This is a genomic window from Roseateles sp. GW821-FHT03B02 (assembly GCF_059421025.1).
On sequence record NZ_JBWKUV010000010.1, the window covers coordinates 123185 to 146756 of the forward strand.

At 71.8% G+C, this 23572-nt stretch carries 23 protein-coding genes; 12 read left to right on the forward strand and 11 right to left on the reverse strand.

The genetic code is table 11. The annotated features are described in order from the left end of the window. Positions 1-543, forward strand: a complete 543-nt coding sequence (locus AC07VX_RS23360) for a hypothetical protein (protein ID WP_493166981.1) — start codon at positions 1-3, stop codon at positions 541-543. Then, positions 494-1429, forward strand: a complete 936-nt coding sequence (gene epsC, locus AC07VX_RS23365) for a serine O-acetyltransferase EpsC (RefSeq protein ID WP_493166980.1) — start codon at positions 494-496, stop codon at positions 1427-1429. Before AC07VX_RS23360 ends, epsC begins: the two co-directional genes overlap by 50 nt. Here the strand turns inward: epsC and AC07VX_RS23370 are convergent. Continuing rightward, positions 1412-2647 carry a potassium/proton antiporter gene (locus AC07VX_RS23370; RefSeq protein ID WP_493166979.1) on the reverse strand — a complete coding sequence of 412 codons (1236 nt, stop codon included), beginning with the start codon at positions 2645-2647 and terminating at the stop codon, positions 1412-1414. The two genes, epsC and AC07VX_RS23370, sit on opposite strands and share 18 nt — an antisense overlap. A 5-nt stretch (positions 2648-2652) precedes the next feature. After that, the gene (locus tag AC07VX_RS23375; RefSeq protein WP_493166978.1) at positions 2653-3771 is read right to left on the reverse strand and encodes a mechanosensitive ion channel family protein; all 1119 of its coding nucleotides are present in this window, start codon (positions 3769-3771) and stop codon (positions 2653-2655) included. A 152-nt stretch (positions 3772-3923) separates the two neighbouring features. Here AC07VX_RS23375 and AC07VX_RS23380 point away from each other — a divergent pair, with 152 nt between their 5' ends. The 7 genes from AC07VX_RS23380 (at position 3924) to AC07VX_RS23410 (ending at position 9558) form a co-directional block, all read left to right on the forward strand. After that, positions 3924-4250 (forward strand): ArsR/SmtB family transcription factor, encoded by a 327-nt coding sequence (locus AC07VX_RS23380; protein WP_493166977.1) that lies wholly within the window; start codon positions 3924-3926, stop codon positions 4248-4250. 12 nt (positions 4251-4262) lie between these two features. Continuing rightward, positions 4263-4757 (forward strand): arsenate reductase ArsC, encoded by a 495-nt coding sequence (locus tag AC07VX_RS23385; protein WP_493166976.1) that lies wholly within the window; start codon positions 4263-4265, stop codon positions 4755-4757. An 8-nt stretch (positions 4758-4765) separates the two neighbouring features. Further along, a complete protein-coding gene (locus AC07VX_RS23390; protein WP_493166975.1) occupies positions 4766-5269 on the forward strand; it encodes an arsenate reductase ArsC in 504 nt (167 codons plus the stop codon). Continuing rightward, a complete protein-coding gene (locus AC07VX_RS23395) occupies positions 5262-5939 on the forward strand; it encodes an aquaporin (protein WP_493166974.1) in 678 nt (225 codons plus the stop codon). Before AC07VX_RS23390 ends, AC07VX_RS23395 begins: the two co-directional genes overlap by 8 nt. A gap of 114 nt (positions 5940-6053) precedes the next feature. Beyond that, entirely contained in the window at positions 6054-6545 is a 492-nt protein-coding gene (locus tag AC07VX_RS23400; RefSeq protein ID WP_493166973.1) for a MarR family winged helix-turn-helix transcriptional regulator, read from the forward strand. After that, positions 6536-8368 (forward strand): arsenic resistance N-acetyltransferase ArsN2, encoded by a 1833-nt coding sequence (gene arsN2, locus AC07VX_RS23405; RefSeq protein ID WP_493166972.1) that lies wholly within the window; start codon positions 6536-6538, stop codon positions 8366-8368. Before AC07VX_RS23400 ends, arsN2 begins: the two co-directional genes overlap by 10 nt. Positions 8369-8370: 2 nt before the next feature. Further along, positions 8371-9558, forward strand: a complete 1188-nt coding sequence (locus AC07VX_RS23410) for an MFS transporter (protein WP_493166971.1) — start codon at positions 8371-8373, stop codon at positions 9556-9558. Here AC07VX_RS23410 and AC07VX_RS23415 read toward each other — a convergent pair. From AC07VX_RS23415 to AC07VX_RS23425, 3 genes are read right to left on the reverse strand one after another with little or no spacing between them, the layout of a single operon-like run. After that, positions 9542-11074, reverse strand: coding sequence for a tryptophan halogenase family protein (locus AC07VX_RS23415; protein ID WP_493166970.1), 1533 nt, complete (start codon positions 11072-11074; stop codon positions 9542-9544). The two genes, AC07VX_RS23410 and AC07VX_RS23415, sit on opposite strands and share 17 nt — an antisense overlap. After that, complete coding sequence (locus AC07VX_RS23420; RefSeq protein WP_493166969.1) at positions 11071-11568, reverse strand: PIN domain-containing protein; 498 nt, start codon at positions 11566-11568, stop codon at positions 11071-11073. The genes AC07VX_RS23415 and AC07VX_RS23420 overlap by 4 nt, the downstream gene beginning before the upstream one ends. An 8-nt stretch (positions 11569-11576) precedes the next feature. Beyond that, on the reverse strand, positions 11577-11828 hold the full coding sequence (locus AC07VX_RS23425; protein WP_493166968.1) for a type II toxin-antitoxin system Phd/YefM family antitoxin: 252 nt from the start codon (positions 11826-11828) through the stop codon (positions 11577-11579). Positions 11829-12038: 210 nt separating this feature from the next. Here AC07VX_RS23425 and AC07VX_RS23430 point away from each other — a divergent pair, with 210 nt between their 5' ends. The 3 genes from AC07VX_RS23430 (at position 12039) to AC07VX_RS23440 (ending at position 14652) form a co-directional block, all read left to right on the forward strand. After that, positions 12039-13403 (forward strand): cation:proton antiporter, encoded by a 1365-nt coding sequence (locus AC07VX_RS23430; RefSeq protein WP_493166967.1) that lies wholly within the window; start codon positions 12039-12041, stop codon positions 13401-13403. 137 nt (positions 13404-13540) lie between these two features. Beyond that, positions 13541-14080, forward strand: a complete 540-nt coding sequence (locus tag AC07VX_RS23435) for an HPP family protein (RefSeq protein ID WP_493166966.1) — start codon at positions 13541-13543, stop codon at positions 14078-14080. Positions 14081-14124: 44 nt separating this feature from the next. Further along, on the forward strand, positions 14125-14652 hold the full coding sequence (locus AC07VX_RS23440; RefSeq protein WP_493166965.1) for a DUF7482 domain-containing protein: 528 nt from the start codon (positions 14125-14127) through the stop codon (positions 14650-14652). Here AC07VX_RS23440 and AC07VX_RS23445 read toward each other — a convergent pair. From AC07VX_RS23445 to AC07VX_RS23470, 6 genes are all read right to left on the reverse strand, one after another. After that, complete coding sequence (locus tag AC07VX_RS23445) at positions 14553-15785, reverse strand: acyltransferase family protein (RefSeq protein WP_493166964.1); 1233 nt, start codon at positions 15783-15785, stop codon at positions 14553-14555. The two genes, AC07VX_RS23440 and AC07VX_RS23445, sit on opposite strands and share 100 nt — an antisense overlap. A gap of 60 nt (positions 15786-15845) precedes the next feature. Next, a complete protein-coding gene (locus AC07VX_RS23450) occupies positions 15846-16538 on the reverse strand; it encodes a LytR/AlgR family response regulator transcription factor (RefSeq protein WP_493166963.1) in 693 nt (230 codons plus the stop codon). After that, a complete protein-coding gene (locus AC07VX_RS23455) occupies positions 16526-17593 on the reverse strand; it encodes a sensor histidine kinase (protein ID WP_493166962.1) in 1068 nt (355 codons plus the stop codon). The genes AC07VX_RS23450 and AC07VX_RS23455 overlap by 13 nt, the downstream gene beginning before the upstream one ends. A 76-nt stretch (positions 17594-17669) precedes the next feature. Beyond that, positions 17670-19058 carry a TolC family protein gene (locus AC07VX_RS23460; protein ID WP_493166961.1) on the reverse strand — a complete coding sequence of 463 codons (1389 nt, stop codon included), beginning with the start codon at positions 19056-19058 and terminating at the stop codon, positions 17670-17672. 1 nt (position 19059) lies between these two features. Continuing rightward, positions 19060-22353, reverse strand: a complete 3294-nt coding sequence (locus AC07VX_RS23465) for an efflux RND transporter permease subunit (protein WP_493166960.1) — start codon at positions 22351-22353, stop codon at positions 19060-19062. Between the two features lie 17 nt (positions 22354-22370). Continuing rightward, positions 22371-23567, reverse strand: coding sequence for an efflux RND transporter periplasmic adaptor subunit (locus AC07VX_RS23470; protein WP_493166959.1), 1197 nt, complete (start codon positions 23565-23567; stop codon positions 22371-22373). Positions 23568-23572: the final 5 nt, after the last annotated feature.

Below are 23572 nucleotides of genomic sequence, written 5' to 3' on the forward strand. Positions count from 1 at the left end.
GTGAGCGGCATCTGGCCCTGGCTGGCCGTCGCAGCGGCCGGCGCGCTGCATGGCCTCAACCCGGCCACAGGCTGGGGCCTGGCCGCTTGCTCGCGCGATGCGCGGCGGGCGCTGCTGCCGATCGCGCTGGGCCATGCGGCGGCCGTGGGCGGCGTGGCGGTGCTGGTGGCGCTGGGCGGGTCGATGTCGGCGGCGCCCTGGCTGTGCGGCGGGCTGCTGGCCCTCGCGCTGCTGCGGCGGCGTGCCCGGGCGGGGCTTGCGCTGTGGTCGGGCCTGGTGGCCAGCCTGCACGGCAGCGGCCTGATGCTGGTGCCGGCGCTGGTGCCGCTGTGCCTCAGCGCCTCGCCGGCGCGCGAGATCACGGCCACTGGCTCGCTCGCGCTGGCGCTGGCCGCCGTGGTCGTGCACATGGCCGCCATGCTGGCCGTGACGGCGGCGCTGGCACTCGGCGGCCAGGCCGCCTGGCGACGCTGGATTCCTATACTCGACCGCCATGAGCCCAGCACCTGCCCCAACGCCGATCCCGCCCGCCCCCGGCGATGAACTGAGCGCCGTCGTCGAGGCCCTGCGCGGCGTGCGCCAGCGGTGGCGAGAGGCCCACCGCCGCGGCGGCGACGGCCGCGAGCTGCCCTCGCGCGAGCTGCTGGCAGGCATGGTGCAGTGCCTGTCCGGCGCGCTCTTCCCGATGCGCCTGGGCCCGCCCACGCTGCAGCCCGAGAACGAGGATTTCTACGTCGGCCACACCCTCGGTGCGGCGATGACGACGCTGCGCCAGCAAGCAGCGCTGGAGCTGCGCCACGACGCCCGCCAGCGCGGCCTGGAAACGAGCATGAACGCCCCCACGGCGGACGCCACCGAGCTAGCCCGCCGCTTCCTGATCACCCTGCCCCGGCTGCGCCAGCTGCTGGACAGCGACGTGCTCGCCGCCTACCAGGGCGACCCCGCCGCGCGCAGCGTGGACGAGGTGCTGCTGTGCTACCCGGGGCTGCGCGCCCTCATCAGCCACCGCATCGCCCACGAGCTCTACGGCCTGGGCCTGCCGCTGCTGGCGCGCGTGGTGGCCGAGCTGGCCCACGCCGACACCGGCATCGACATCCACCCCGGCGCCACCGTCGGCAGCGGCTGCTTCATCGACCACGGCACCGGCGTCGTCATCGGCGAGACGGCCATCCTGGGGCGAGGCGTGCGCATTTACCAGAACGTCACGCTGGGCGCCAAGAGCATCCCCACCGACGGCGACGGCCTGGCCGTGAAGGGCCAGCCCCGCCACCCGGTGGTAGAGGACGAGGTGGTCATCTACGCCGGCGCCACGGTGCTGGGCCGCGTCACCATCGGCCGCGGCTCGGTCATCGGCGGCAACGTGTGGCTGACGCGCAGCGTGCCGCCAGGCAGCATCGTCACGCAGGCGGATTCAGTCGGCTGCGGCTGAGTTCAAGCCCAGCCAGCGCGCCAGCGGCGCCAGCGTGGGCCCCTGGACGAGCAGGGACAGCAGCACGACGACGAAGGAGACGTCGAAGAAGCGCCAGCCATCGGGCAGGCCGGCCAGCACCGGGTAGGTGGCCAGCACGATGGGCACCGCGCCGCGCAGGCCCGACCAGGCCACGAAGCACTGCGCGCGCCAGCCGAAGCCCAGCGGGCCCAGGCACAGCAAGACCGCCGCCGGCCGCGCGACGAACATCAGCCCCGCCGCCACCAGCAGCGCTGGCCCGATGAGGCGCCAGACCTCATGCGGCGTGACGAGCAGGCCCAGCAGCAGGAACAGCACCGCCTGCGCCAGCCAGGTGTAGCCGTTCAGCCCCGGCAGGCTCAGCGCGGCCACGCGCCCGGCGCGATGGCGCACCAGCAGGCCAGCAAGGTAGACGGCCAGGAAGCCCGAGCCGCCGCTGCGGTTGGTGACGGCGAAAAGCAGCAGGCCCAGGGCCGCCATCAACAGCGCGCTGAGGCCGTCATGGTCATCACCGATGGGCAGGTGGCGCACCCACCAGGCCGCCAGCAGGCCGCCTGCCGTGCCCATCAGCAGCCCCAGGCCGAGCTGCTCGCCCAGCAGCGGCGCCAGGTCGGCCAGGCCGGCCACATGCGCATCGCCCGCCTGGCCCAGCGGCGTCAGCCAGGCAATCAGCCCCAGCGTCAGCACCATGGCCATGGGGTCGTTGAGGGCCGACTCAACCTCGATGGTGGCCGCCAGGCGCGGCGCGAGCCTGAGCCTGCTGGCGCGAAACTGCGCGAACACGGCCGCCGCGTCGGTGGACGACACCGCCGCGCCGAGCAGCAGCCCCTCGGGCCAGGACACGCCCAGCACCATGCGCCCAAGGCCGGCGACGACGGCGGCCGTGGCCGCCACGCCCAGCGTGGCCAGCAGCCCGGCCGGCAGCATGCCGCGGCGCACCTCGTCCCAGCGCGTGCGCAGGCCGCCGTCGAACAGGATGAGGGCCAGGGCGAGGTTGCCGACGTTGACGGCCAGCCGGTGGTCGTCGAAGGGCAGGCCCAGCGGGCCGTCGACGCCGGTCAGCATGCCCACGCCCATGAAGACGAGCAGGTGCGACAGCCCGAAACGGTGGCTGTAGAGCGCGCCCGCGATGGCAACCAGCACCAGCGCGGCGACGGCCGCGGTCAGCAGTTCGGGCCCGGCGGCGACGCTGTGCAGCATGCGACTCAACCGGCCGCCGCGGGGACGACGTCGGGCGCGTCGGGCACGGCGCCCCGGGGCGGCTGCAGGCCCACGACGTTGACCATGTTGGTCACGAACGCGAAACGGATGCCGCGCTGTTGAAGCGCGCGCATCAACGCCAGGTTCAGGGCCTGCTGGCGGTCCATGTAGACGTCGTAGCTCGGGTCCTTCACGCGGTAGACGACCTCGAAGTTCAGCGCGCTCTCGCCGAAGCCCTTGAAGTGCGCGCGCACGAGTTCGAGCAGCGGGTCGGCGGCGATCAGCGCCTTGACCAGCGGCGGCACGGCGGCCACCTCGTCGGGCGAGGCGTCATAGGTGATGCCGAAGGTGAACAGCACGCGCCGCGTCTGCAGGCGCTTGAAGTTGGCCACCGTGCGCTTGAGCAGCTCGGCGTTGGACATGACGATCTGCTCGCCGCCCAGGCTGCGGATGCGCGTCGTCTTCAGGCCCACGCGCTCGACCGTGCCGGTCACGTCGCCCACGGTGATGGAGTCACCCACCTCGAAGGGCTTGTCCACCGCAATGGCCAGCGACGCGAACAGGTCGCCGAGGATGTTCTGCACCGCCAGCGCCAGCGCGATGCCGCCGATGCCCAGGGAGGCGACGAAGGCCGTGATGTTGACGCCCAGGTTGGACAGCACCGCCAGCATCACCACCACCCACAGCGCGCCGCGCAGCCCCCAGCCCAGCAGCGTGGCCGAGGCCGACAGCGCGCCGCCGCCCTGGCGCTGCTGGTGGGCCGCCAGCAGCCGGGCCACGGCCTGCTGCGCCCACAGGCCCAGCTGCAGGGCCACGACGGCGAACCACAGCTGGCCCACGCGGGCCTGCCAGCGGTCGTCCAGCGGCAGCAGCGTGAGGCCCAACAGCAGGCCCACGGCCCAGATCACGGCGCCATGGGTGCGTTCCAGCACGCTGACGAGGTTGTCGTCCAGCGAGGTACGGGTGCGCGCCGACAGCGTGCGCAGCCGCTGCACCCCGAGGCGCAGGCCGGCCTTCAGGAGGACGATGCTCAGCACGCCGGCCAGCACGGCGGGCAGCACGTCCATCCAGCCCAGCCCGGGCCAGGCGGCCTCGGCGCGGGCGAGGATGTCATGCCAGGTCATCGAGAGCTCCGTTCGATCGTCATGCCCCGACGCTAGACGGGCAGCGGGCGATCGTCTGTCAGCCGGCGGCCGCTGGTCCTGTGGGCCTGGGCTGACAGCGGCCGCCAGCGAGGCCGCTTGCATCGCCCCTACTGTTCGACAATAATGGAAATATGGATGAACAAACCGTCGTCAAGGCCCTGGCCGCGCTCGCCCAGCCGCTGCGGCTGCAGGTATTCCGCGCCCTCGTCGTGGTGGGTGACGCCGGGCTGACGCCCGGCGCCATGCAGGAGGGTCTTGGCGTGGCCGCCGCCACGCTGTCCTTCCATCTGAAGGAACTCGTCAATGCCGGCCTGGTGACGCAGGAGCGCGCCAGCCGCAACCTGATCTACCGCGCCCGCTACGACAGCATGAACGCGCTGCTGGGCTATCTGACCGAGAACTGCTGCCAGGGTGCCCCCTGCACCGTAGAGAGCAGCGCCGCCCCCTGCGGCTGCTAACCCTGTCCTGACATGCTCGACAACACCTTCAACGTCCTCTTCGTCTGCACCGGCAACTCGGCCCGCTCCATCATGGCCGAAGGCCTGATGAACAGCCTGGGCGACCGGCGCTTCAGGGCCTACTCGGCCGGCAGCCAGCCCGCCGGCGCCGTCAACCCGATGGCGCTGCAGACGCTGGCCGCGCTGCACGTGCCCACCGAGGGCTTTCGCAGCAAGAGCTGGGACGAGTTCGCCACGCCCGGCACGCCCATCATGGACTTCGTGTTCACGGTCTGCGACTCGGCCGCGGGCGAAGTCTGCCCGGTCTGGCCCGGCCAGCCCATGACCGCCCACTGGGGCGTGCCCGACCCGGCCGCCGTGCAAGGCAGCGACGACGTCAGGCGGCAAGCCTTCCTCGACGCCGCCATCACGCTGAAGCGGCGCATCGAACTGCTGCTCGCCCTGCCCCTCCCCAAGCTGGAGCCTCTCGCCATCCAGCACGAAATCCACCAGATCGGCACCCGCTGAGTCCCGCAATGACCACACACGTCCTCATCCTCTGCACCCACAACTCCGCGCGCAGCGTGCTCGGCGAGGGCATGCTCAACCACTGGGCGAGGAAGCTCGGCAAGGATCTGCTGGCCCACAGCGCCGGCAGCGCGCCCAGCGGCCGCGTCAACCCCTTCGCCGTTGAAGCGCTGCAGAACGCAGGCGTGGACACGGCCGGCTATCGCAGCAAGAGCTGGGACGAGTTCACGGCGCCCGGCTCGCCGCCGCTGTCCATCGTCATCACCGTCTGCGACAGCGCCGCGGCCGAACAGTGCCCGGTCTTCTTCGGCGGGAGCGGCCAGCCGGTCAAGGTGCACTGGGGCTACCCCGACCCGTCCAATGCCGAGGGCGGCGACGAGGGCAAGCGCCGCGCCTTCGAGCTGACGCGCCAGGCCATCGGCTACCGCATGCTGCAGCTGCTGCAGCTGCCGCTGAACACGATGAACCGCGCCAAGCTGCAGCAGGCGCTGGCCGAGATCGCCCATGACTGAGCGCGTGGGCCTGCATCGCCAGCTGCTCGCCGAGGGCTTGGGCACGGCCCTGCTGCTGGCCGTCGTCATCGGGTCCGGCGTGATGGCCGAGCACCTGTCCGGCGGCAGCGTCGCCCTCGCGCTGCTGGCCAACACGCTGGCCACCGTCGGCGGGCTGTACGTGCTGATCGAGGTGTTCGGCCCCGTCAGCGGCGCGCACTTCAATCCTGCCGTCAGCGCCGTCATGGCCTGGCGCGGCGAGTTGGCAGTGGCGGCGCTGCTGCCCTACGTCGCCGTGCAGCTGCTCGGCGCGATGCTGGGCGCCTGGCTGGCACACGCGATGTTCGACATGAGCATCCTGCAGTTCTCTACCAAGCTGCGCGGCGGCACGGGGCAGTGGATCGCCGAAGCCGTGGCCACCTTCGGCCTGCTGCTGGTCATCCTGCGCGCACCGGCCGGCCGCGCGCCCGCCATGGTGGCCGCCTACATCGGCGCGGCCTACTGGTTCACGGCGTCCACGTCCTTCGCGAACCCGGCGGCGGTGTTCGGCCGCCTCTTCAGCGACAGCTTCGCGGGCATCGCGCCCGCCAGCGCGGCGGGCTTCGCCGTCGCCGAGCTGGCCGGTGCTGCGCTGGCCGTCGCGGTGAACCGGCTGCTGGCCGAGCCGACCACCACCCCGCGCACGACCTGAGGGCGGCATGAACCCACGGGGCCTCGGCCCCGTTCTTTGAATCCATGTAGTTGCTATTGACAACCAATGGAACGACTTCCAAGATGCACCTCGCCCGTTGCCACCGCCACGCCCATGCCCCAGTCCACCGCCGGCCCCCTGCTGCGCGAAGTCGCCCGCCTCTACACCCGCGCCCAGCGCGTGGTGGCCGACTGCTGCAGCACCACCAGCACGCAATGCCATCTGCTGACCGAGCTGGGCCGGTCCGGGCCGCTGCCGCTGTCGGAGCTGGGCACGCGGGTCAGCCTGGAGAAGAGCTGGGTGTCGCGCGCCGTGGAGGCCATGGCAGCCCGTGGCTGGGTGAGCAAGGCGCCGAACCCGAGCGACGCAAGGAGCTGGCTCGTCACGCTCACCGCCGACGGCGAGCACACCGTCCGTGAGCTGAACCAGACCCTCGACGACCATGCCCAGCAACTGCTGGTGTCCTTGAGCGAGCGCGAGCGCGCCGCGGTCGAGACCTCTTTGCTGACGCTCCTGAAGGCCTTGCGCGACGACCCGGCAGCCAACTGCTGCCTGCCGCCCACGGCCGTCAGGGAGCCCACCCGGGATTCCAAACCATGCTGCTGAACCCATCCATCTCGCTGCGCCAGGCCGGCCCCGCCGACTGGCCCGCCGTCCAGGCCCTGCTGCTCGCCAACAAGCTGCCCACCGAGGGCGCCGAGGCCCACCTGAGCACCTATCTGCTCGCCGTCAGCCAGGGCGAGGTCGTCGGCTGCGCCGGCGCCGAGGTCTACGGCAGCGTCGCGCTGCTGCGCTCGGTCGCGGTCGCGCCAGGCTTGCACCGGCAGGGCATCGGCCGGCAGCTCGTCGAGCGCCTGCTGCTGGAGGCCCGCTCGCGCGACATCGCCACGCTCTACCTGCTGACCGTCAGCGCGCCCGAGTACTTCGCGCAGTACGGCTTCAAGCGGCTGAAGATCGAGGACGTGCCGCCCGCGCTGAAGGCCTCGGCCGAGTTCCAGGGCGCCTGCCCGGCCAGCGCCGCGCTGATGGTCTTGCCGCTGCGCGAGCCCATCGTGGCCGATGCGGGCCTGCCCGTGGCGGTACTGGGCGCCGGGCCCGTGGGCCTGGCCGCGGCGGCCCAGCTCATCGAGCGCGGCCTGCCCTTCGTCGTGCTGGAGGCCGGCGCCTCGGTCGGCGCCAATCTGCGCGACTACGGCCATGTGCAGCTGTTCTCGCCCTGGCAGTTCAACGTGGACCCGGCGATGGCGCGGCTGCTCGCGCCCACGGGCTGGGCGCCGCCGCCCGCGGCCGAGCTGCCGCGCGCCGGCGAGGTGGTCGACCGCGTGCTGCTGCCCTTCGCGGCCCTGCCCCAGGTGGCGGCCGCGCTGCAGCTGGGCGCCCGCGTGACCGCCGTCAGCCGCGAGGGCTTCGACAAGGTCAAGAGCGCCGGCCGCGACGAGGCAGCCTTCGTCGTTCGCTACGCGCAGGGCGGCGCGCTGCACGAGCTGCGCGCGCGCGCCGTCATCGACGCCACGGGCACCTGGAACCAGCCCAACCCGGTGGGCGCCAACGGCTTGCCGGCCCTTGGCGAGGCCGAAACGGCGGACCGCATCTTCTACGGCATCCCCGACGTGACCGGCGCGCTGCGCAGCCGCTACGAGGGCCGGCGCACGCTGGTGGTCGGCGCCGGCCACTCGGCGGCGAATGCCTTGCTCGCACTGGCCGAACTGGCCAAGCAGTCGCCCGGCACGCAGCTGGCCTGGGCTGTGCGCTCGCCGGCGCTGCAGCGCGTGTTCGGTGGCGGCAGCGCCGATGCCCTGCCGGCCCGCGGCGCGCTGGGCGCCTCGCTGCGCCGGCTGCGCGACGGCGGCGCGCTGGCATTCTTCGGCGGCCTGCGGATTGCGCGCATCGAGCGCGTGGGCGAGCAGCTACGGGTCAGCGGCCTCGATGCGAAGCAGCAGCCGGTCGTCGTCGAGGCCATCGACGAGATCATCTGTGCGACCGGCCAGCGGCCCGACCTGAGCCTGGCCAGCGAGCTGCGCATGAAGCTGGACCCCTGGCTTGAGTCGACCGAGGCCCTGGGCCCGCTGATCGACCCCAACCTGCACAGCTGCGGCACCGTGCGCCCGCACGGCCACCGCGAGCTGGCCCACCCCGAGCCGGGCTTCTACACCGTGGGCGTGAAGAGCTATGGCCGCGCACCGACCTTCCTGATGGCCACGGGCTTCGAGCAGGCGCGCTCGGTCGTCGCGGCCCTTGCGGGCGACCTGGCCGCGGCCGACCGCGTCGAGCTGGCGCTGCCGGAGACGGGCGTGTGCTCGACCGACCGCAGCGACGACGGCGCGGACAGCAGCTGCTGCGGGCCGGCACCGGCCCCCGTCGCCGTGGCCCTGCCCCAGCGCGGCTGCGCGCCCCAGCCCGCGGCACAGTCCTCGCGCTGCTGCGGCTGACGATGGCGAACGCCCGGCTGCGCGTCGTCGCCACACTGGGCAGCGCCCAGACGCTGGCCTGGGCCTCGTCCTACTACCTGCCCGCGCTGCTGGCCCGGCCCATGGCGGCCGAGCTGGGCGTGACGGAGCCCACGGTGTTCGCCGCGTTCTCCGCGGCGCTGGTCGTGTCAGCCTTCGTCGGGCCGCATTCGGGCCGGCGCATCGACCGCTGGGGCGGCCGCCCGGTGCTGATGGCCACGAGCCTGCTGTTCGCGCTGGGCCTGGCGATGCTGGCGCTGGCCGGCGGGCCGGCGGGCCTGTTCGCGGCCTGGCTGGTGCTCGGCGCGGCCATGGGCAGCGGCCTCTACGAGGCCGCGTTCGCGTCGCTGGTGAGGCTGTACGGGCAGGACGCGCGCAGCGCCATCACGGGCATCACGCTGATCGCCGGCTTTGCCAGCACGGTGGGCTGGCCGCTGACCGCCGCGCTCGAACACGCCTGGGGCTGGCGCGGCGCCTGCTGGGCCTGGGCGGCGCTGCACCTGCTGGCGGGCCTGCCGCTGAATGCCTGGCTGCCGAAGCTGGCATCCGCCCCGGCCCCCGCGGCAGGCGCACCGGTAACGGAGCCGGCGGCTGCGCCGACGCAGCCGCCGCTGCGCACGGCTGCACTGCTGGCCTGGGTGTTCGCCGTGACCCTGTTCGTCAGCACGGCCATGGCGGCGCATCTGCCACGGCTGTTGGGCGCAGTGGGCGTGGCGCCGGGCGCAGTCATCGCCATCGGCGCGCTGGTGGGGCCGGCCCAGGTGGCCGGGCGGCTGGCGGAGTTCGGCTTCCTGCGCCGGCTGCACCCGCTGATCTCGGCGCGCGCCGCAGCGCTGATGCACCCGCTGGGCGCGACCCTGCTGGCGGTGCTGGGCGCGCCGGCCGCCATCGCCTTCGCGGTGTTGCACGGCGCTGGCAACGGTGTGCTGACGATCACCAAGGGCACGCTGCCGCTGGCCCTCTTCGGCACCGCAGGCTACGGCCATCGGCAGGGGCTGCTGATGCTGCCGGCCCGGCTGGGGCAGGCGCTGTCGCCCTGGCTGTTCGGCCTGCTGCTGGCGCGCTTCGGCGCGAGCGCGCTGTGGTTCTCGGCCGCGCTGGCCATGAGTGCGGCGGCCGCACTGGCGTTGATCCGCATGCCCGCGGCGGCGCCCGTCAGCGCCCCGCGTTGATCTGCTGGATCAGCGCCCGGTGGCTGGGCAGGTCGGCCATGGCGCGGTCGGCAAAGCGCTGGATCTTGGCGAACAGCCTGTTGGCTTCCTCGACCTGCGGGAAGTCGCTGCGGCCGGCACCTAGATCGGTGGCAAAGCCCATGCCGTAGAGGATGTACTGGTAGTTGAAGAAGGCGAAGGTCTCGGTGTCGAGCACGAAGTCGAAGCGGCCGGGCGGGCGCAGCTTCCATTCCTCCAGCAGGCCGGCGAGGCGCTCGGGGATGCTGGCCGGTGCCGCGTTGTCGCGCCAGAAGGACTCGGGGCGCTGGCTCAGGCAGTAGTGCAGCTTCAGGAAGTTGATGATGTTCTCGAAGCGGGCCGTCATCAGCTCGTTGAAGCGCCGCGCCGGGGCATGGATGGGGCCGCTGTGCGGCAGCATTTCGGCCACCATGCCGACGGCGGCCTCGATGAGGACCAGGCCGGTCGCTTCCAGCGGCTCCAGGAAACCGGCCGACAGGCCGATGGCGACGCAGTTCTTCACCCACTGCTGCTCGCGGTAGCCTGGCGTGAAGGGGATGCTGCGCATCGCCAGGTCCTCGTTCGCCGCGCCGCAGTAGCCGCGCAGGATGTCGGCGGCGCGGTCGTCGCCGAGGTGGTCGCTGGAGTAGACGCAGCCAATGCCGCGGGCGCCGTTCAGGCCGATCTCCCACAGCCAGCCGGCCTCGTGGGCGGTGGCGATGGTGCAGCTTTCCATGACGGCGTCGGCCCCCAGCGGCACCTTGCAGGCCAGCGCGCGGTCGGCGAAGAGCTGGCCGCGCGCCGACTTGAAGGGGCTGCCCAGCGCGCGGCCGATCAGCTCGGCACGCAAGCCGCTGCAGTCGATGTAGAGGTCGGCCTCGAAGCGCTGCTGGCGGTCGGTGTCGAGGTGGGCGATGGCGCCCGCGGCGTTCAGCGCGACGGCATTCACCGTGCCCTGCACGTGGCGCACGCCGAGCTGGCAGGCACGCTCGGCGAGCAGCCGGGCGAGCTTGATGGCATCGAAGTGGTAGGCGTAGTTCAGCGGCGCGGCATAGGGCGCCTCGCCGGCCCGCTTGGGCGCGCGCTGCGCCTCGGCCACGCGCGCCTGCAGAGTCATGGCCTCGGCGAAGGGCGCCCGCGTGGCCTCGTCCTGCAGCAGCCAGTAGGGCACGAGGTTGAGGTCCCCGGCAAAGAACGGGGCCTCGAAGGGATGGAAGAACTGGTGATGCCGGCCGGCGCCGGGCGCGCGCGCCCAGTCCACGAAGCGGATGCCCTGCTTGAGCGTGGCCGAGGTCTCGCGGATGAAGTGCGCCTCGTCGATGCCGAGGTATTGCAGCGTCGTGCGGATGGTGGGGAAGGTGCCCTCGCCGACGCCGACGCTGCTGATGTCGGGCGACTCCAGCACGGTCACTTCGAGATGGGGGCGCTCGGGCAGCTTCAGCGCCTTGGCCAGGTAGGCGGCGGTCAGCCAGCCGGCCGTGCCGCCGCCGACGATGAGGATGCGTCGCTTGGGGGTCATGCTCTTGTGTAGAGATTCTTCAGCCACTGGTGGCCGGTCTGGGCGCCGTGGGCCCAGTCCTCGTCCTCCTCGCTGGGCTGGGCGACGTAGCCGGAGGGGTTGAGCAGCTTGACGCGGCCGGCGCGGAAGGCCGAGACGCGGTGGGTCACGAAGGTCAGACCATGCACCAGCGCCGTCGCGGCGAGCAGGCCGTCGCGCGTGTTGGCGTAGGGCAGCTGGGCGCGGCGGCGCACGATGGAGGCGTCCACCGGCAGCACGCGGCCCTCGAAGGCAGGCATCACGCGGTTGTCGATCCAGTCGCGCACGACGAGGCCGGCCGCGCGGTCGCGGCGAGCCAGGCGGGCCGCGGCGTTCTCGATCTCCAGCAGGTTGAGCGCCGAGATGAAGAGCTTCTGGCGCGGCAGGCCGGCGGCCCAGGCAGCAAGTCCCGCGTCGGACTGGCCCGCCTTGGCCTTGCGCAACTCAAGCACGATGCCGGTGTCGAGCAGAAACATAGCCGGGCTCAGGCGAGGTTCTCGCGGTGGTCCCAGGCACCGTCGGCCGACGCGTCGCCAGCATCCAGGGCCACGGCCTCGGGCATGGCCAGCAGTTCCAGGATGCTCTCCCCCTCCCCGGTCAGGCGGCGGTACTCGGCGATGCTCATCAGCACATGCGTGGGCTGCCCCCGGTCCGTGATCAGTACGGGCTCCACCTGGGCGGCGCGCTTGGCGAGGCTGACGTCGCGGTTGAACTCGCGGCTGGAAAGGAGCTTCATCGTGGCCGGGGATCGTACCTACGTACCTTCCTGCGCGCAAATCCGATGTAGGTACGTAGGCTCACGACTGCTCGACCCAATGGACAGCGCAAACCCGGCTGGCACAGTGCATGCCAGCCGATCACCTTGATGTGGGTCAAGCGGAGACAACGTTGTCGCGCCCTGAGCGGTGCGCGACGAGCCAGCACAAATCGAAAAAGCGACAGCCCCATGGACTTCGACCTTCTTGCCATCCTCGGCGACGTGTTCGCCAAGCACGGCCCCCCTGCGGCCGCGGCGGCCAAGACCTATGCGCCGGGCGACTTCAGCGTTCACTTCTTCCTGCAGCTCGGGCTGATCATGCTGGCCTGCCGCGTGGTCGGCTGGGCCGGCCGCAAGTTCATGGGCCAGCCCCAGGTCGTCGGCGAAATGATCGCGGGCGTCATCCTCGGCCCGTCGCTGCTGGGCCTGTTCTTCCCGCAGGTGCAGGGCACCATCTTCCCGAAGGAGATGCGCAGCGTGCTGTATGCCGGCGCCCAGCTGGGCGTGGGCCTGTACATGTTCCTGGTGGGCACCACGCTGCGGCTGGACCACTTCGCCACCAAGGCGCGCAGCGCCATCGGCGTGTCGGTGTCGGGCATCGCGGCGCCGTTCTTCATCGCCCTGCTCATCACGCCCATCCTGCTGACCATCCCGGGCCTGTTCGCCGAGGGCATCTCCACGGCCAACGCGACGCTCTTCATGGGCGCCTGCATCGCGCTGACCGCCTTCCCCATGCTGGCCCGCATCATCAACGAGCAGGGCCTGGCCCACACCTCGCTGGGCACGCTGACGCTGACGGCTGGCGCCTTCGACGACGCGGCTTCGTGGTGCGTGCTGGCCCTGGTGCTGGCGGCGTTCGGCGCCGGCCCCGGCGTGGCCGTGCTGGCCATCGGCGGCGGCGTGCTGTGGGCGGCCTTCGTGCTGCTATTTGGCAAGAAGCTGCTAGCGCCGCTGGGCCGCAGGGTGGAGCGCGACGGCCACATGAGCCACACGGTGCTGGGCATCACGCTGATCGCCTTCTGCACCTCGGCCTTCATCATGGACGCTGTCGGCATCCACGCCATCTTCGGCGGCTTCATCCTCGGCGCTGTCATGCCGCGCGGCCTGTTCGCGGCGGAGCTGAAGAAGAAGGTCGAGCCGATCACGGTCATCCTGCTGCTGCCGATGTTCTTCACCTACTCGGGCCTGAACACGCGGCTGGACATGATCAATTCGGTCGAGCTGCTGCTGATCGCAGCCGGCGTTCTGGTGGCCTCGGTGCTGGCCAAGTTCGGCGCCTGCTACCTGGCCGCCCGCCTGGCCGGCGAGGACAACCGCACGGCCCTGGGCATCGGCGCGCTGATGAACTCGCGCGGCCTGATGGAGCTGATCATCATCAACATCGGGCTGCAGAAGGGCATCATCGGCCCGGCCCTGTTCTCGATGCTGGTGCTGATGGCCGTGGTGACCACCATGATGGCCACGCCGCTGTTCGAGGTCTTCTACGGCCGCAAGGCGCGCGAGTCGGGCGAACTCGGCGCCATCCCAGGCACACCCGCCAGCCACCCGACCTGAGGGTCGGGCCCATCTCCGCGCCGCCACCGTGAGGATCGGCGGCGTTTGCCGGAGGCGGCGTCACGGGCCCGCCCTCCCTTTTCCTGACCGGGCCGGCGCGCTCCTTGCTAGAACTCCGTGACCTGCCAAGGACACTCATGAGCGAACTTGCTCCCGGCGTCGGGGCACGGCCCGCCGAGCCTGCGCCCATCATCAGCCGCCCACCCAGCCGCGCGCCCGGCTACGGCCTGCGCGCCGGCCTTGTCGCCTGCGCGGGCGTCTTCGCCATCATCGCCGTGCTGGCGATGGCCTCCTTCAACCTGGGCACGCTGCTGCTGCTGGGCTCCTTCGGCTCCACGGCAGTCATGGTGTTCAGCTTCCCGGAACTGCATTTCTCGCAGCCGCGCAGCGTCATCGGCGGCCATGTCATCTGCACGGCGGTGGGCCTGGCGGCACTGGCGCTGCTCGGCCCGAGCTGGTGGTCGCTCGCCACGGCGGCGGCGGCCTCGGCGGCCCTGATGATGCTGACCCGCGCCATGCACCCGCCCGCGGGCTCCAACCCCATCATCGTGTTCCTGGCCGCACCGAAGTGGAGCTTCCTGCTCTTCCCGACGCTGTTCGGCGCGATCACGATGGTGGTCGTGGCCCTGCTCTACCACCGCGCCACCAAGCGGGTCTATCCGGTCTACTGGTACTGAGCCGCGGTGTAATGCGGTGCCCCCCCCAACGGCGACTGCTCCGGATGGCCCGCCCGCGCACCACCTCCCTCGTCCTGCTTCCCGCGCTCGCCGCACTCGCCGCGCTGATGGGCGGTTGCGCGGCCCGCGGCCCCGGCGAGGTGGTGCTGCCCGGGCAGCAGGCCTGGGTGGACGGCCGCCGCGTCGACTACGTGACGACGGACATCTCCGACGCCGCCATGGCCGCGCAGGCCGGCGTCAACCATGTGCCGCGCCTGGCGGGCGCGATCGGCAGCGGCAGCGCCTCGCTGACCGAGCGCGTCTACAAGTTCGCCGACGCCACGCAGATCAGCGTCTTCGCCTCCGGCCCGGCACCGGTGGGCGCGGCGCGGCCCGACCCGAACTACAGCCCCCTGTGGCGGCTGGTGCTGGTGCGCTGGCAGGCCGGCAAGCCGCCGCGCGAGCTGCGCTCCGAGGAAGACGTGCTGGCGGCTCAGGCCTCGGGCGAGGTCGAACTCGACGTGACCGGCATCGTCGTCAACTGCCCCATCACGCGCGGCGTGGACGGCAGCGCGCTGCGCGGCGCACGCTGAATGCCCAGCAGCAGTGCCAGGCCGGGCACGCGGCGCGCGCCCAGGTAGGCCAGCAGGCAGACCGCGAAGGTAAGCCCGATCAGCAGCAGCGCCTCCAGCCCCCAGGGCAGGGCCAGCGGCTTGAGCGCCTGCGTCAGCAGCACGATGACGCTCTGGTGCAGGATGTAGAGGCAGAACACCGCCCGGCTGGCGGCCCGCAGCCCCGCCGACTCCCGCGTGAACGCGCGCTGCGCCCAGCCGCAGGCGGCGACAATGGCCCACCAGGTCAACGCGCCGCGCAGCGTGCGCGCGGCCGGCAGCAGGCCGCCGATGTCCTTCCACGCCTCGTCGTGGCTGTTGAAGACGAGCAGCAGCGCCCAGCCCGCGAGCGAGACGCCCAGCGCCACCCAGCGCAGTCGCAGCGCGGCGGCCCAGAAGCCGGCCGCCAGCGGCGTGCGGCTGGTCCAGCCGATGGCGAACAGCAGGCCGTACTGCAGGTGGTTGTAGAGGTCGTGCACCAGGTCGTGCTCGATGGGGAACAGCGGCTTGACGAACACGCGCAGCAGCGCCAGCGGCAGGGCCGGCAGCAGCAGCCAGGCCCAGGCGCCCCAGGTCGCCTCCAGGCGCAGGCGCACGAACCGGGCCAGCAGCGCCCCCAGCGATGCGTACAGCCACAGATAGGGCAGAAACCACAGATGGTTCCAGGTCGGCACGTCCATGCAGTCGTTGCCGCGGCAGTACTTGCCGCCCTGCAGATAAGCCGCCCAGAAGTCCAGGTAGCCGCCATCGCCGGGCAGTTGCGCCGGCACCTTGGTCAGCACCTCGTAATAGGCCTGCGGCGTGACGATGACGGCCATGCCGAACACCAGCGGCAGCAGCAGGCGCAGCGAGCGGTCCTTCAGCGTGCCCAGCGCCCCGCGCCGGGCGAACAGGCCTTGGGCAGCCGCACCGGCGATGAGGAAGAGCAGGCCCAGCCGCCACGGCGAGCTGAGCTGCATGAAGGGTTCCAGCGCGCTGCTGGCGGCCGGGCTCTTCACATGCCAGTCCCAGCTCACGTAGTACATGCCCACGTGGTACGGGATGAGCAGCGCGAAGGCGGCCACGCGCAGGCCGTCGAGGAAGGGCAGGCGTGATGAGGCGGCGGAGGTGTTCATGGCCGCCAGCTTCGCGGCCGGCGCCGCGCGCGGCGAGCGGGCTGGGGCGAGTGGCGGCGGCTACGGGGCGAACGCGTCCAGCGCCGCGCGGTAACCGCGCGACACGCGCAGCGTCGCGCCGCCGTCCAGCACCAGCAGCGCCTCCCCGCTGGAGAGGCGCTCGATGCGCCGCACATGGGCCAGGTTGACCGCATGGCTGCGGTGCACGCGCAGGAAGCGCGCCGCCCAGCCGGGGCGGGTCAGCGCGTCGGCCAGCGTGGCCCGCTCCAGCAGCGTGCGCGGCGGCAGGTGCAGCTCGATGTAGTTGTCGGCCGCCGCGATCCATTGCACCTCGGACAGGCGCAGGCGCTCGCCGTCCACCCACCACTCGCCCACCGGCGCTGCGGGCCGCGCCAGCAGCTCGCGCACGCGCACCAGCGCGGCGGCCAGCCGCTCGGCCGTGTAGGGCTTGAGCAGGTAGTCCAGCGCCGCCAGCTCGAAGGCCCGCAACGCATGCTCGGCATGCGCCGTCGAGAACACGATGGCCCGCACGCCGGCCTCGCGCAGCGCAGCGGCCAGCTGCACGCCGTTGCCGCCCGGCATCTCAATGTCCAGCACGGCCAGATCGGGCGGCACGGCCAGGCCGCGCACAAGCGTCAGCGCCGCCGGCGCATCGGGTGCCTCCAGCAGCTTGGCGACGTCGACCTCGGCCGACAGCAGCCGCCGCAGCTTGGCGCGCGCGGCCGGCTCGTCGTCGACGATCAGCACACGCATGGCAGCTCCAGGCTCAGCGTCATGCCCTGGCCGCCGGGCCCGAATTCGACGCGGGCCGCCTCACCGTGGCGCGCAGCCAGGCGCTCGCGCAGATTGCGCAGGCCGAAACCGCCGTCGGGATCGGGCGGCGACTCGGGCACCGGGGTGTCGCCCTGGTTGCTGACGCTGAGGTGCAGCCGCTCGCCGCGGCATTCGGCCCGCACGCTCACCATGACCCGCCCGCGATGCCGCGCCACGTCGTGCTTGACCGCGTTCTCCACCGGCGCCAGCAGCAGCAGCGCCGGCAGGCGGCAGGCGCGCGCGGCCGTGTCGGCCTCGATGCTCACCACCAGCCGCTCCGGCCCGAAGCGCGCCTGCATCAGCGCCAGGAACGGCGCTACCAGGGCCAGCTCCTCGCCCAGCGTGTGCTCGGCGCGCTGCTGGGCGGCCAGCGTCTGGCGCAGCAGGTCGGCCAGCTGACACAGCAGCCGGTCGGCGCGCGCCACGTCCTCGTACATGACCGAGGAAATCAGGTTCAGCGTGTTGAACAGGAAATGCGGCTGCACCTGGTCGGCCAGGCGCGCCAGGCGTGCCTCGGCCAGCTCGCGGCGGGCACGGTCCAGCTCCTGGGCCCGCGCCGCCGCCGCCTGGGCCATCCAGACGCCGCGCGAGATCAGGCAGAAGCTGATGTAGCTGACCGCGTCCTTGCCGCCCTCGTAGACCAGCAGCACGGGCAGCGTGTCGGGGTGGTAGGCGACGCCGACCAGCCCGTAGACGAGCAGGCGCAGGCCGAACATGCCGCCGATGTGGGCCAGGCTGAACAGCGGCAGCGCGACGGCATGGGCGGCGAGCTGGCGCGGCCAGGGCCGGCCGCGCAGCCTGCCCATCAGGGCATGCACGCCCAGCACCAGCACGCCGATGACGCCAACGGAGCTGAACTCCCACAGGAAGGGCTCCCAGGGCCGCGTGCCGCCGGACAGGCGGTAGGCCTGCAGCGCCGACGCGCTGAGCAGCAGGCCGACGGCGATCAGCAACGCGACATAGGGCAGGCGCCAGCGGCGCGGCAGCAGGTGCATGGCCGCCAGTGTGCCGCGGCCGGCGCTGCGGCGGCCGCCATTCACCCCACGGGGCCAGCGACTGGCCCCGCGCCGGTCACTGCGCCGTCAGCTTCGCAGCGAAGGCCTTGTGCACGCCCAGCAGCGCGCCCGCGCGGGCGGTCTGCACCTGGATCAGCGCGTCCGCCGCGGCCAGGCGTTCCTGCTCGGCGCTGAGCAGCGCGTAGAAGTCGGTCACGCCGGCTTCGTAGCGCTTCAGCGCCAGGTCGCGGGCGCGCTGCGTGGCCTCCGCCGCCGCGGCCTGCGACGCGGCCTGCAGTTCGGTCTCGCGCAGCGTGGACAGGCTGCCCTGGGCGTCCTGCAGCGCCGTCAGCTGGGCCTGCTCGGCGGCGGCCACGGCGCCGTCGAAGCCGGCACGGGCGGCGCTCTCCTCGGCCTTGCGGGCGCCGAAGTCGAGGAAGTTCCAGTTCAGCGCGGCGGCGAGGCTGTGGATCTGCGTGCCGCTCTTGAACAAATCGCCTGCGCTGCCGGCACTCCAGCCGATCTGGCCGGTCAGGCCCAGCGTGGGCCAGCGCGCGGCCCAGGCAACCTGGGCCCGCGACGCAGCGGCCTGGGCGCGGGCGGCGGCGGCCTTCACGTCGGGGCGGGCAGCCAGCAGTCCGGCCGGGTCGGGCAGCGTGCCCAGGCTGATCAGGCGCGGCTGGGGCATGGCGGGCAGTGGGTCGCTGTCGGCCTTGTCACAGTCGGCCGGCGGCTGGCCACGCAGCACGTCGAGCTGCAGGCGCGTGAGGCAGGCGGCATTGCGCAGCGCCGGCACGCCGGCCGAGGTCTGGGCGACGAGGGCCTCCGCACGGGCCTGGTCCAGCGCCGTGCCGCGGCCGGCGCCGACGCGCGCCTTCACCAGGTCGAGCAGCTGGTTCTGCACGACCAGCGTCTCCTTGGCGAGCTGCAGGCGATGGCCCAGGCCGATGAGCTGGGTCTGCAGGTTGAGCGCCGTGCCGGCCAGGCTGAGCGCGGCGGCGTCGCGGTCGAGTGCGGCGCCCTGGGCGTCATAACCGGCCGCCTGGGCGGTGGCCGAGGCACGGCCCCACAGGTCGACCTCCCAGCCGGCCGTCGCGTTGACGCCGTAGCTGCTGAAGTTGCGGAACTGGCCTTGGTCGTTGGGCGCGCGCTGGCGGCTGGCGTTGGCGCCCGCGCTGGCCGAGGGCAGGCGGCGGGCGCCGGCGGCATCGGCCAGCGCCTCGGCCTGCCTGAGCCGCGCGGCGGCGGCGCGCAGGTCGCGGTTGTTGGCCAGCACCTCGTCGACGACGCGCTGCAGCTGCGCGCTGTCGACGAAGGCGGCGGTCATCGTCGCGGCGCCGGGATTGGCGGCCGGGAGTTGCGCGAACTTCTCGGGAGCCAGGTTGGCCGGGCCTTTGGAGAGGCCCGGTGCCGCGCAGCCCGCGAGGGCCACGGCGAGGGCGAGGGGGGTCAGGCGGACGAGCATGTCAGTGGCCCTCCTTCTGGGTCGGGGGGAGATCGTCATCGATGCCCGGATGGAAGGCATGGGCCGAGGCCTCGACCTGGGCGCGCAGCGCCGCGGCGCGGGCGCGGCGCTTCTCGGTGCCGGCGCGCAGCAGGCTGTAGAACACCGGCGTCAGGAAGATGCCGAAGAAGGTCACGCCCAGCATGCCGGCGAACACGGCGATGCCCATCGCGCGGCGCATCTCGCTGCCGGCGCCGCTGCCGAGGATCAGCGGGATGACGCCGGCGCAGAAGGCGATAGACGTCATCAGGATGGGGCGCAGCCGCAGGCGGCAGGCCTCGATGACGGCGTCGCGGATGGAGCGGCCCTGCTCCTCCAGCTCCTTGGCGAACTCGACGATCAGGATGGCGTTCTTGCAGGCCAGGCCCACCAGCACGACCAAGGCCACCTGCGTGAAGATGTTCAGGTCCCCCGCCTGCATGAAGGGCGGGAAGTGCGACAGCCACACGCCGAACAGCGCCGACAGGATGCACATCGGCACGATCAGGATGATGGCCAGCGGCAGGCTCCAGCTCTCGTACTGGGCGGCCAGCACGAGGATGACGAGCAGCACCGAGAACAGCAGCACCGCGGCCAGTGTCGGGATCTTCACCGTCGTGCCGGGCACGGCGACGTCGCGGGTCAGGCGGTCCTGGTAGCTGAGGTCGGTGAACTCGTAGCCGAAGCCGCGCGGCAGCGTCTTCAGCAGGCGCTCGATCTCGGCCTCGGCCTGGCCCGACGAGAAGCCGGGCTTGGGCGCGCCGTTGATGTCGGCCGACGGGAAGCCGTTGTAGCGCGTGACGCGCGTCGGGCCGAAGGTGGGCTCCACGCTCATCAGCGAACCCAGCGGCACCATGTCGCCGGCGGCGTTGCGGGTCTTGAGCTGCACGACGTCCTCGGCCTTGGCACGGAAGGGTGAGTCGGCCTGCACGATGACCTGGTAGGTCTTGCCGAACTTGGTGAAGTCGTTGACGTAGAGCGAGCCGAGGTTGATCTGCAGCGTGTCGTAGATGGAGCCCAGCGGCACGCCCATCTGCTTGGCCTTCACACGGTCGACGTTGGCGAACAGCTGCGGCACGTTGATGTCGTAGTTGGAGTACGGCGTGCCGATCGACGTGTTGGGGTTGCCGTAGATCTGGCCCAGCGTGCCCCAGGTGGCGCCGTACAGGGCCTGCTCGCCCTGGCTGCTGCGGTCCTGCACCTGGATCTTGAAACCGCCGGCGATGCCCAGGCCGTCCACCGGGGGCGGCGGCACGACGAACATGCGCGCGCCCTGGATCTGCTGGATGGCGCCGTTGACCTGGCCGAGGATGGCTTCCTTGCTGAGGCTGCGCGAGGTGCGGGCGTCGAATTCGTCGAGCTTGAAGAAGACGATGCCTTCGTTGGGCGAGGCCGAGAAGCCGGCGACCGACAGGCCGGGGAAGGCCACCGAATCGGTGATGCCGGGCACCTTGAGGGCGATGTCGCTCATGCGGCGGATGACCTCCTCGGTGCGGTCCAGGCTGGAACCGGCCGGCAGCTGGGCCACGCCGATCAGGTACTGCTTGTCCGGCGCTGGCACGAAGCCGCTGGGGAGGCGCGTGAACAGCAGGACCGTGGCACCGAGCAGCAGCGCGTAGACGATCAGGGCCAGCGACTTGCGCTTGAGGATGCCCGTCACGCCGCGGCCGTAGTCCTCCGAGCGGCGGTGGAAGAAGCGGTTGAACCAGTGGAAGAAGCGGCCGAACAGCTTGTCCATGACCACCATCAGCCGGTCCTTGGGCGCGTCGTGCGGGCGCAGCAGGATGGCGGCGAGGGCCGGCGACAGCGTCAGCGAGTTGAAGGCAGAGATCACCGTCGAGATGGCGATGGTGACGGCGAACTGCTTGTAGAACTGGCCCGACAGGCCCGGCACCAGCGTCAGCGGGATGAACACGGCACACAGCACCAGGGCGATGGCGATGATGGGGCCGGAGACCTCCTGCATGGCCTTCACGGTGGCCGCATGCGGTGTGAGGCCGTCCTGGATGTTGCGCTCCACGTTCTCGACCACCACGATGGCGTCGTCCACCACGATGCCGATGGCCAGCACGAGGCCGAACAGCGTCAGCGTGTTGATGGAGAAACCCAGCGCCAGCAGCACGGCGAAGGTGCCGACGATGGACACCGGCACGGCGACCAGCGGGATGATGGAGGCGCGCCAGGTCTGCAGGAAGATGATGACCACCAGCACCACCAGCGCGATGGCCTCGAACAGCGTGTGCACGACCTTCTCGATGGAGCTCTGCACGAAGCGCGTCGGGTCATAGACGATGGCGTAGTCGACGCCCGCGGGGAAGCTGGGCTTGAGCCTCTCCATCGCCTTGCGCACGTTGTCGGAGATGGCCAGCGCGTTGGAACCGGGCGCCTGGAAGATGGCGATGGCGGCGGCCTCCTTGTTGTTCAGCAGGCTGCGCAACGCGTAGGTGTTGGCGCTGATCTCGACGCGGCCGATATCCTTCACGCGGACGAAGGCACCGGTCTTGGGTTCGGTGCGGACGATGATGTTGCCGAACTCCTCCTCGCTGACCAGGCGGCCCTGGGCATTGATTGAGAGCTGGAAGTCGGTCCCCTTGGGCGACGGCGACGCGCCGACCACGCCGGCCGCGACCTGGGAGTTCTGCTCGCGGATGGCGCCGACCACGTCGGCCGCGGTCATGCCGCGGGCGGCGAGCTTCTGCGGGTCCAGCCAGATGCGCATCGCATAGTCGCCCGCGCCGAAGCTCAGCACCGAGCCCATGCCGGGCACGCGCAGCAGGTCGTCGCGCACGTTCAGCGTGCCGTAGTTGCGCAGATAAAGTGCATCGCGCGAGTTGTCCGGGCTGACGAGGTGGACCACCATCGTCAGGTTGGACGCCGCCTTCTCGGTCGTCACGCCGATCTGGCGCACGATGTCGGGCAGACGCGGCAACGCACGGTTGATGCGGTTCTGCACCGCCGTCTCGGCGGCCTCGGGGTGGGTGCCGATCTTGAAGGTGACCGTGAGCGTCATGCCGCCGTCGCCGGTGGCCTGGCTCTCGAAGTAGAGGACGTTCTCGAGGCCGTTGATCTGCTCTTCCAGCGGCGTGGCCACGGTTTCGGAGATCACGCGCGGGTTGGCGCCGGGGTACTGGGCGCGCACGACGACCTGCGGCGGCGCGACCTCGGGGTATTCCGAGATCGGCAGCAGCGGGATGGCCAGCGCGCCGATCAGGAAGATGAAGAGGGACAACACGGTCGCGAAGCGCGGCCGGTCGATGAAGAAGCGTGAGATGTCCATGGGCTACCGCCTTGGGATTACTTCGAGGCGGCGGAGGCCGGGGCCGTCGCAGGCGCGGCGCCCTGCGGGCCCGGCGGCGCGGCGGGGATGGGCATGCCCTTGTCGTCCACCTTCAGCACCTGGGGCGTGACCGGCGCGCCGGGGAAGGCGCGCAGCAGGCCGTCCACGATGACCAGCTCGCCGGCCTTGACGCTGTCGACGACGCGCATGCCGTCCACCAGCGCGCCCGGCGTGACGGGGCGTGGCTGCACGATGTTGTTGGGGCCGACGATCAGCACGATCTTGTGCGTCTGGTCGGTCGTGATGGCGCGGTCGGGCACGACGACGCCCTGGTAGGAGCCGCTGCCGCCCAGCTTGACGCGGGCATACAGGCCCGGCGTGAACTGGCCACCCTTGTTGTCGAACACCGCCCGGGCGCGGATGGAGGCCGTCGCCGGGTTCAGGCGGTTGTCGACGAAGTCCAGCTTGCCGGTGTGCGGGAAGCCCTGCTCGTTGGACAGGCCCATCTGCACGGCGGTCTGGACGGGCTTGGCCGAGCGCATGTACTTCAGGTAGGTGGCCTCGCTGGCGTCGAAATAGGCATAGACCTTGTCGCTGGAGACCAGCGTCGTCAGCACCGCGTCGCCGACGCCGACAAGATTGCCCGGCGTCACGTTGGCGCGCGAGGTGCGGCCGCTGACGGGCGCCGTCACGTTGGCGTACTCGACGTTCAGGCGGGCCTGCACCAGCGCGGCCTCGGCGGCCTTCTGGTTGGCCTCGGCCGAGCGCAGCGCCGAGCGCAGCTGGTCGATCTCCTGCTGGCTGACGGCGTTGACGCTGACCAGCTTCTCGGCGCGGGTCAGGTCGGCGCGAGCCAGCTCGGCCTGCGTCTTCAGCGCGGCGATCTGCGCCTCGGCACGCGCCACCTCGGCCTTGAAGCCGCGGGCGTCGATGGTGAAGAGCGGGTCGCCCTTCTTCACCAACTGGCCTTCCTTGAAGCGCACGGCCTCGACGGTGCCGGCCACGCGGGCGCGCACGTCCACGGTGTCGGGCGCCTCCAGACGGGCCGTGAACTCGTCGAACTCCTGCACCTCGCGCTGCGTGGCGGGCGCCACCGACACCGGCGGCGGCCCCCCGGCTTGGCCGCCGGGTGCGCCCTGCTGCTGGCCGCAGGCAGCAAGCAGAACGGCGGCAAGGAGGGGCGTCAGGTTCAGCGCCAGGCTTTTCTTCGTCATGGAGG

Coding starts and splice junctions, on each gene's coding strand:
- AC07VX_RS23400 (WP_493166973.1), top strand. CDS start 6,054: ATGCCCCAGTCCACCGCCGGCCCCCTGCTGCGCGAAGTCGCCCGCCTC.
- AC07VX_RS23430 (WP_493166967.1), top strand. CDS start 12,039: ATGGACTTCGACCTTCTTGCCATCCTCGGCGACGTGTTCGCCAAGCAC.
- AC07VX_RS23420 (WP_493166969.1), bottom strand. CDS start 11,568: ATGTTTCTGCTCGACACCGGCATCGTGCTTGAGTTGCGCAAGGCCAAG.
- AC07VX_RS23445 (WP_493166964.1), bottom strand. CDS start 15,785: ATGAACACCTCCGCCGCCTCATCACGCCTGCCCTTCCTCGACGGCCTG.
- AC07VX_RS23425 (WP_493166968.1), bottom strand. CDS start 11,828: ATGAAGCTCCTTTCCAGCCGCGAGTTCAACCGCGACGTCAGCCTCGCC.
- AC07VX_RS23410 (WP_493166971.1), top strand. CDS start 8,371: ATGGCGAACGCCCGGCTGCGCGTCGTCGCCACACTGGGCAGCGCCCAG.
- AC07VX_RS23380 (WP_493166977.1), top strand. CDS start 3,924: ATGGATGAACAAACCGTCGTCAAGGCCCTGGCCGCGCTCGCCCAGCCG.
- AC07VX_RS23455 (WP_493166962.1), bottom strand. CDS start 17,593: ATGCACCTGCTGCCGCGCCGCTGGCGCCTGCCCTATGTCGCGTTGCTG.
- epsC (WP_493166980.1), top strand. CDS start 494: ATGAGCCCAGCACCTGCCCCAACGCCGATCCCGCCCGCCCCCGGCGAT.
- AC07VX_RS23390 (WP_493166975.1), top strand. CDS start 4,766: ATGACCACACACGTCCTCATCCTCTGCACCCACAACTCCGCGCGCAGC.
- AC07VX_RS23370 (WP_493166979.1), bottom strand. CDS start 2,647: ATGCTGCACAGCGTCGCCGCCGGGCCCGAACTGCTGACCGCGGCCGTC.
- AC07VX_RS23415 (WP_493166970.1), bottom strand. CDS start 11,074: ATGACCCCCAAGCGACGCATCCTCATCGTCGGCGGCGGCACGGCCGGC.
- AC07VX_RS23450 (WP_493166963.1), bottom strand. CDS start 16,538: ATGCGTGTGCTGATCGTCGACGACGAGCCGGCCGCGCGCGCCAAGCTG.
- AC07VX_RS23435 (WP_493166966.1), top strand. CDS start 13,541: ATGAGCGAACTTGCTCCCGGCGTCGGGGCACGGCCCGCCGAGCCTGCG.
- AC07VX_RS23470 (WP_493166959.1), bottom strand. CDS start 23,567: ATGACGAAGAAAAGCCTGGCGCTGAACCTGACGCCCCTCCTTGCCGCC.
- AC07VX_RS23395 (WP_493166974.1), top strand. CDS start 5,262: ATGACTGAGCGCGTGGGCCTGCATCGCCAGCTGCTCGCCGAGGGCTTG.
- AC07VX_RS23440 (WP_493166965.1), top strand. CDS start 14,125: ATGGCCCGCCCGCGCACCACCTCCCTCGTCCTGCTTCCCGCGCTCGCC.
- arsN2 (WP_493166972.1), top strand. CDS start 6,536: ATGCTGCTGAACCCATCCATCTCGCTGCGCCAGGCCGGCCCCGCCGAC.
- AC07VX_RS23465 (WP_493166960.1), bottom strand. CDS start 22,353: ATGGACATCTCACGCTTCTTCATCGACCGGCCGCGCTTCGCGACCGTG.
- AC07VX_RS23375 (WP_493166978.1), bottom strand. CDS start 3,771: ATGACCTGGCATGACATCCTCGCCCGCGCCGAGGCCGCCTGGCCCGGG.
- AC07VX_RS23460 (WP_493166961.1), bottom strand. CDS start 19,058: ATGCTCGTCCGCCTGACCCCCCTCGCCCTCGCCGTGGCCCTCGCGGGC.
- AC07VX_RS23385 (WP_493166976.1), top strand. CDS start 4,263: ATGCTCGACAACACCTTCAACGTCCTCTTCGTCTGCACCGGCAACTCG.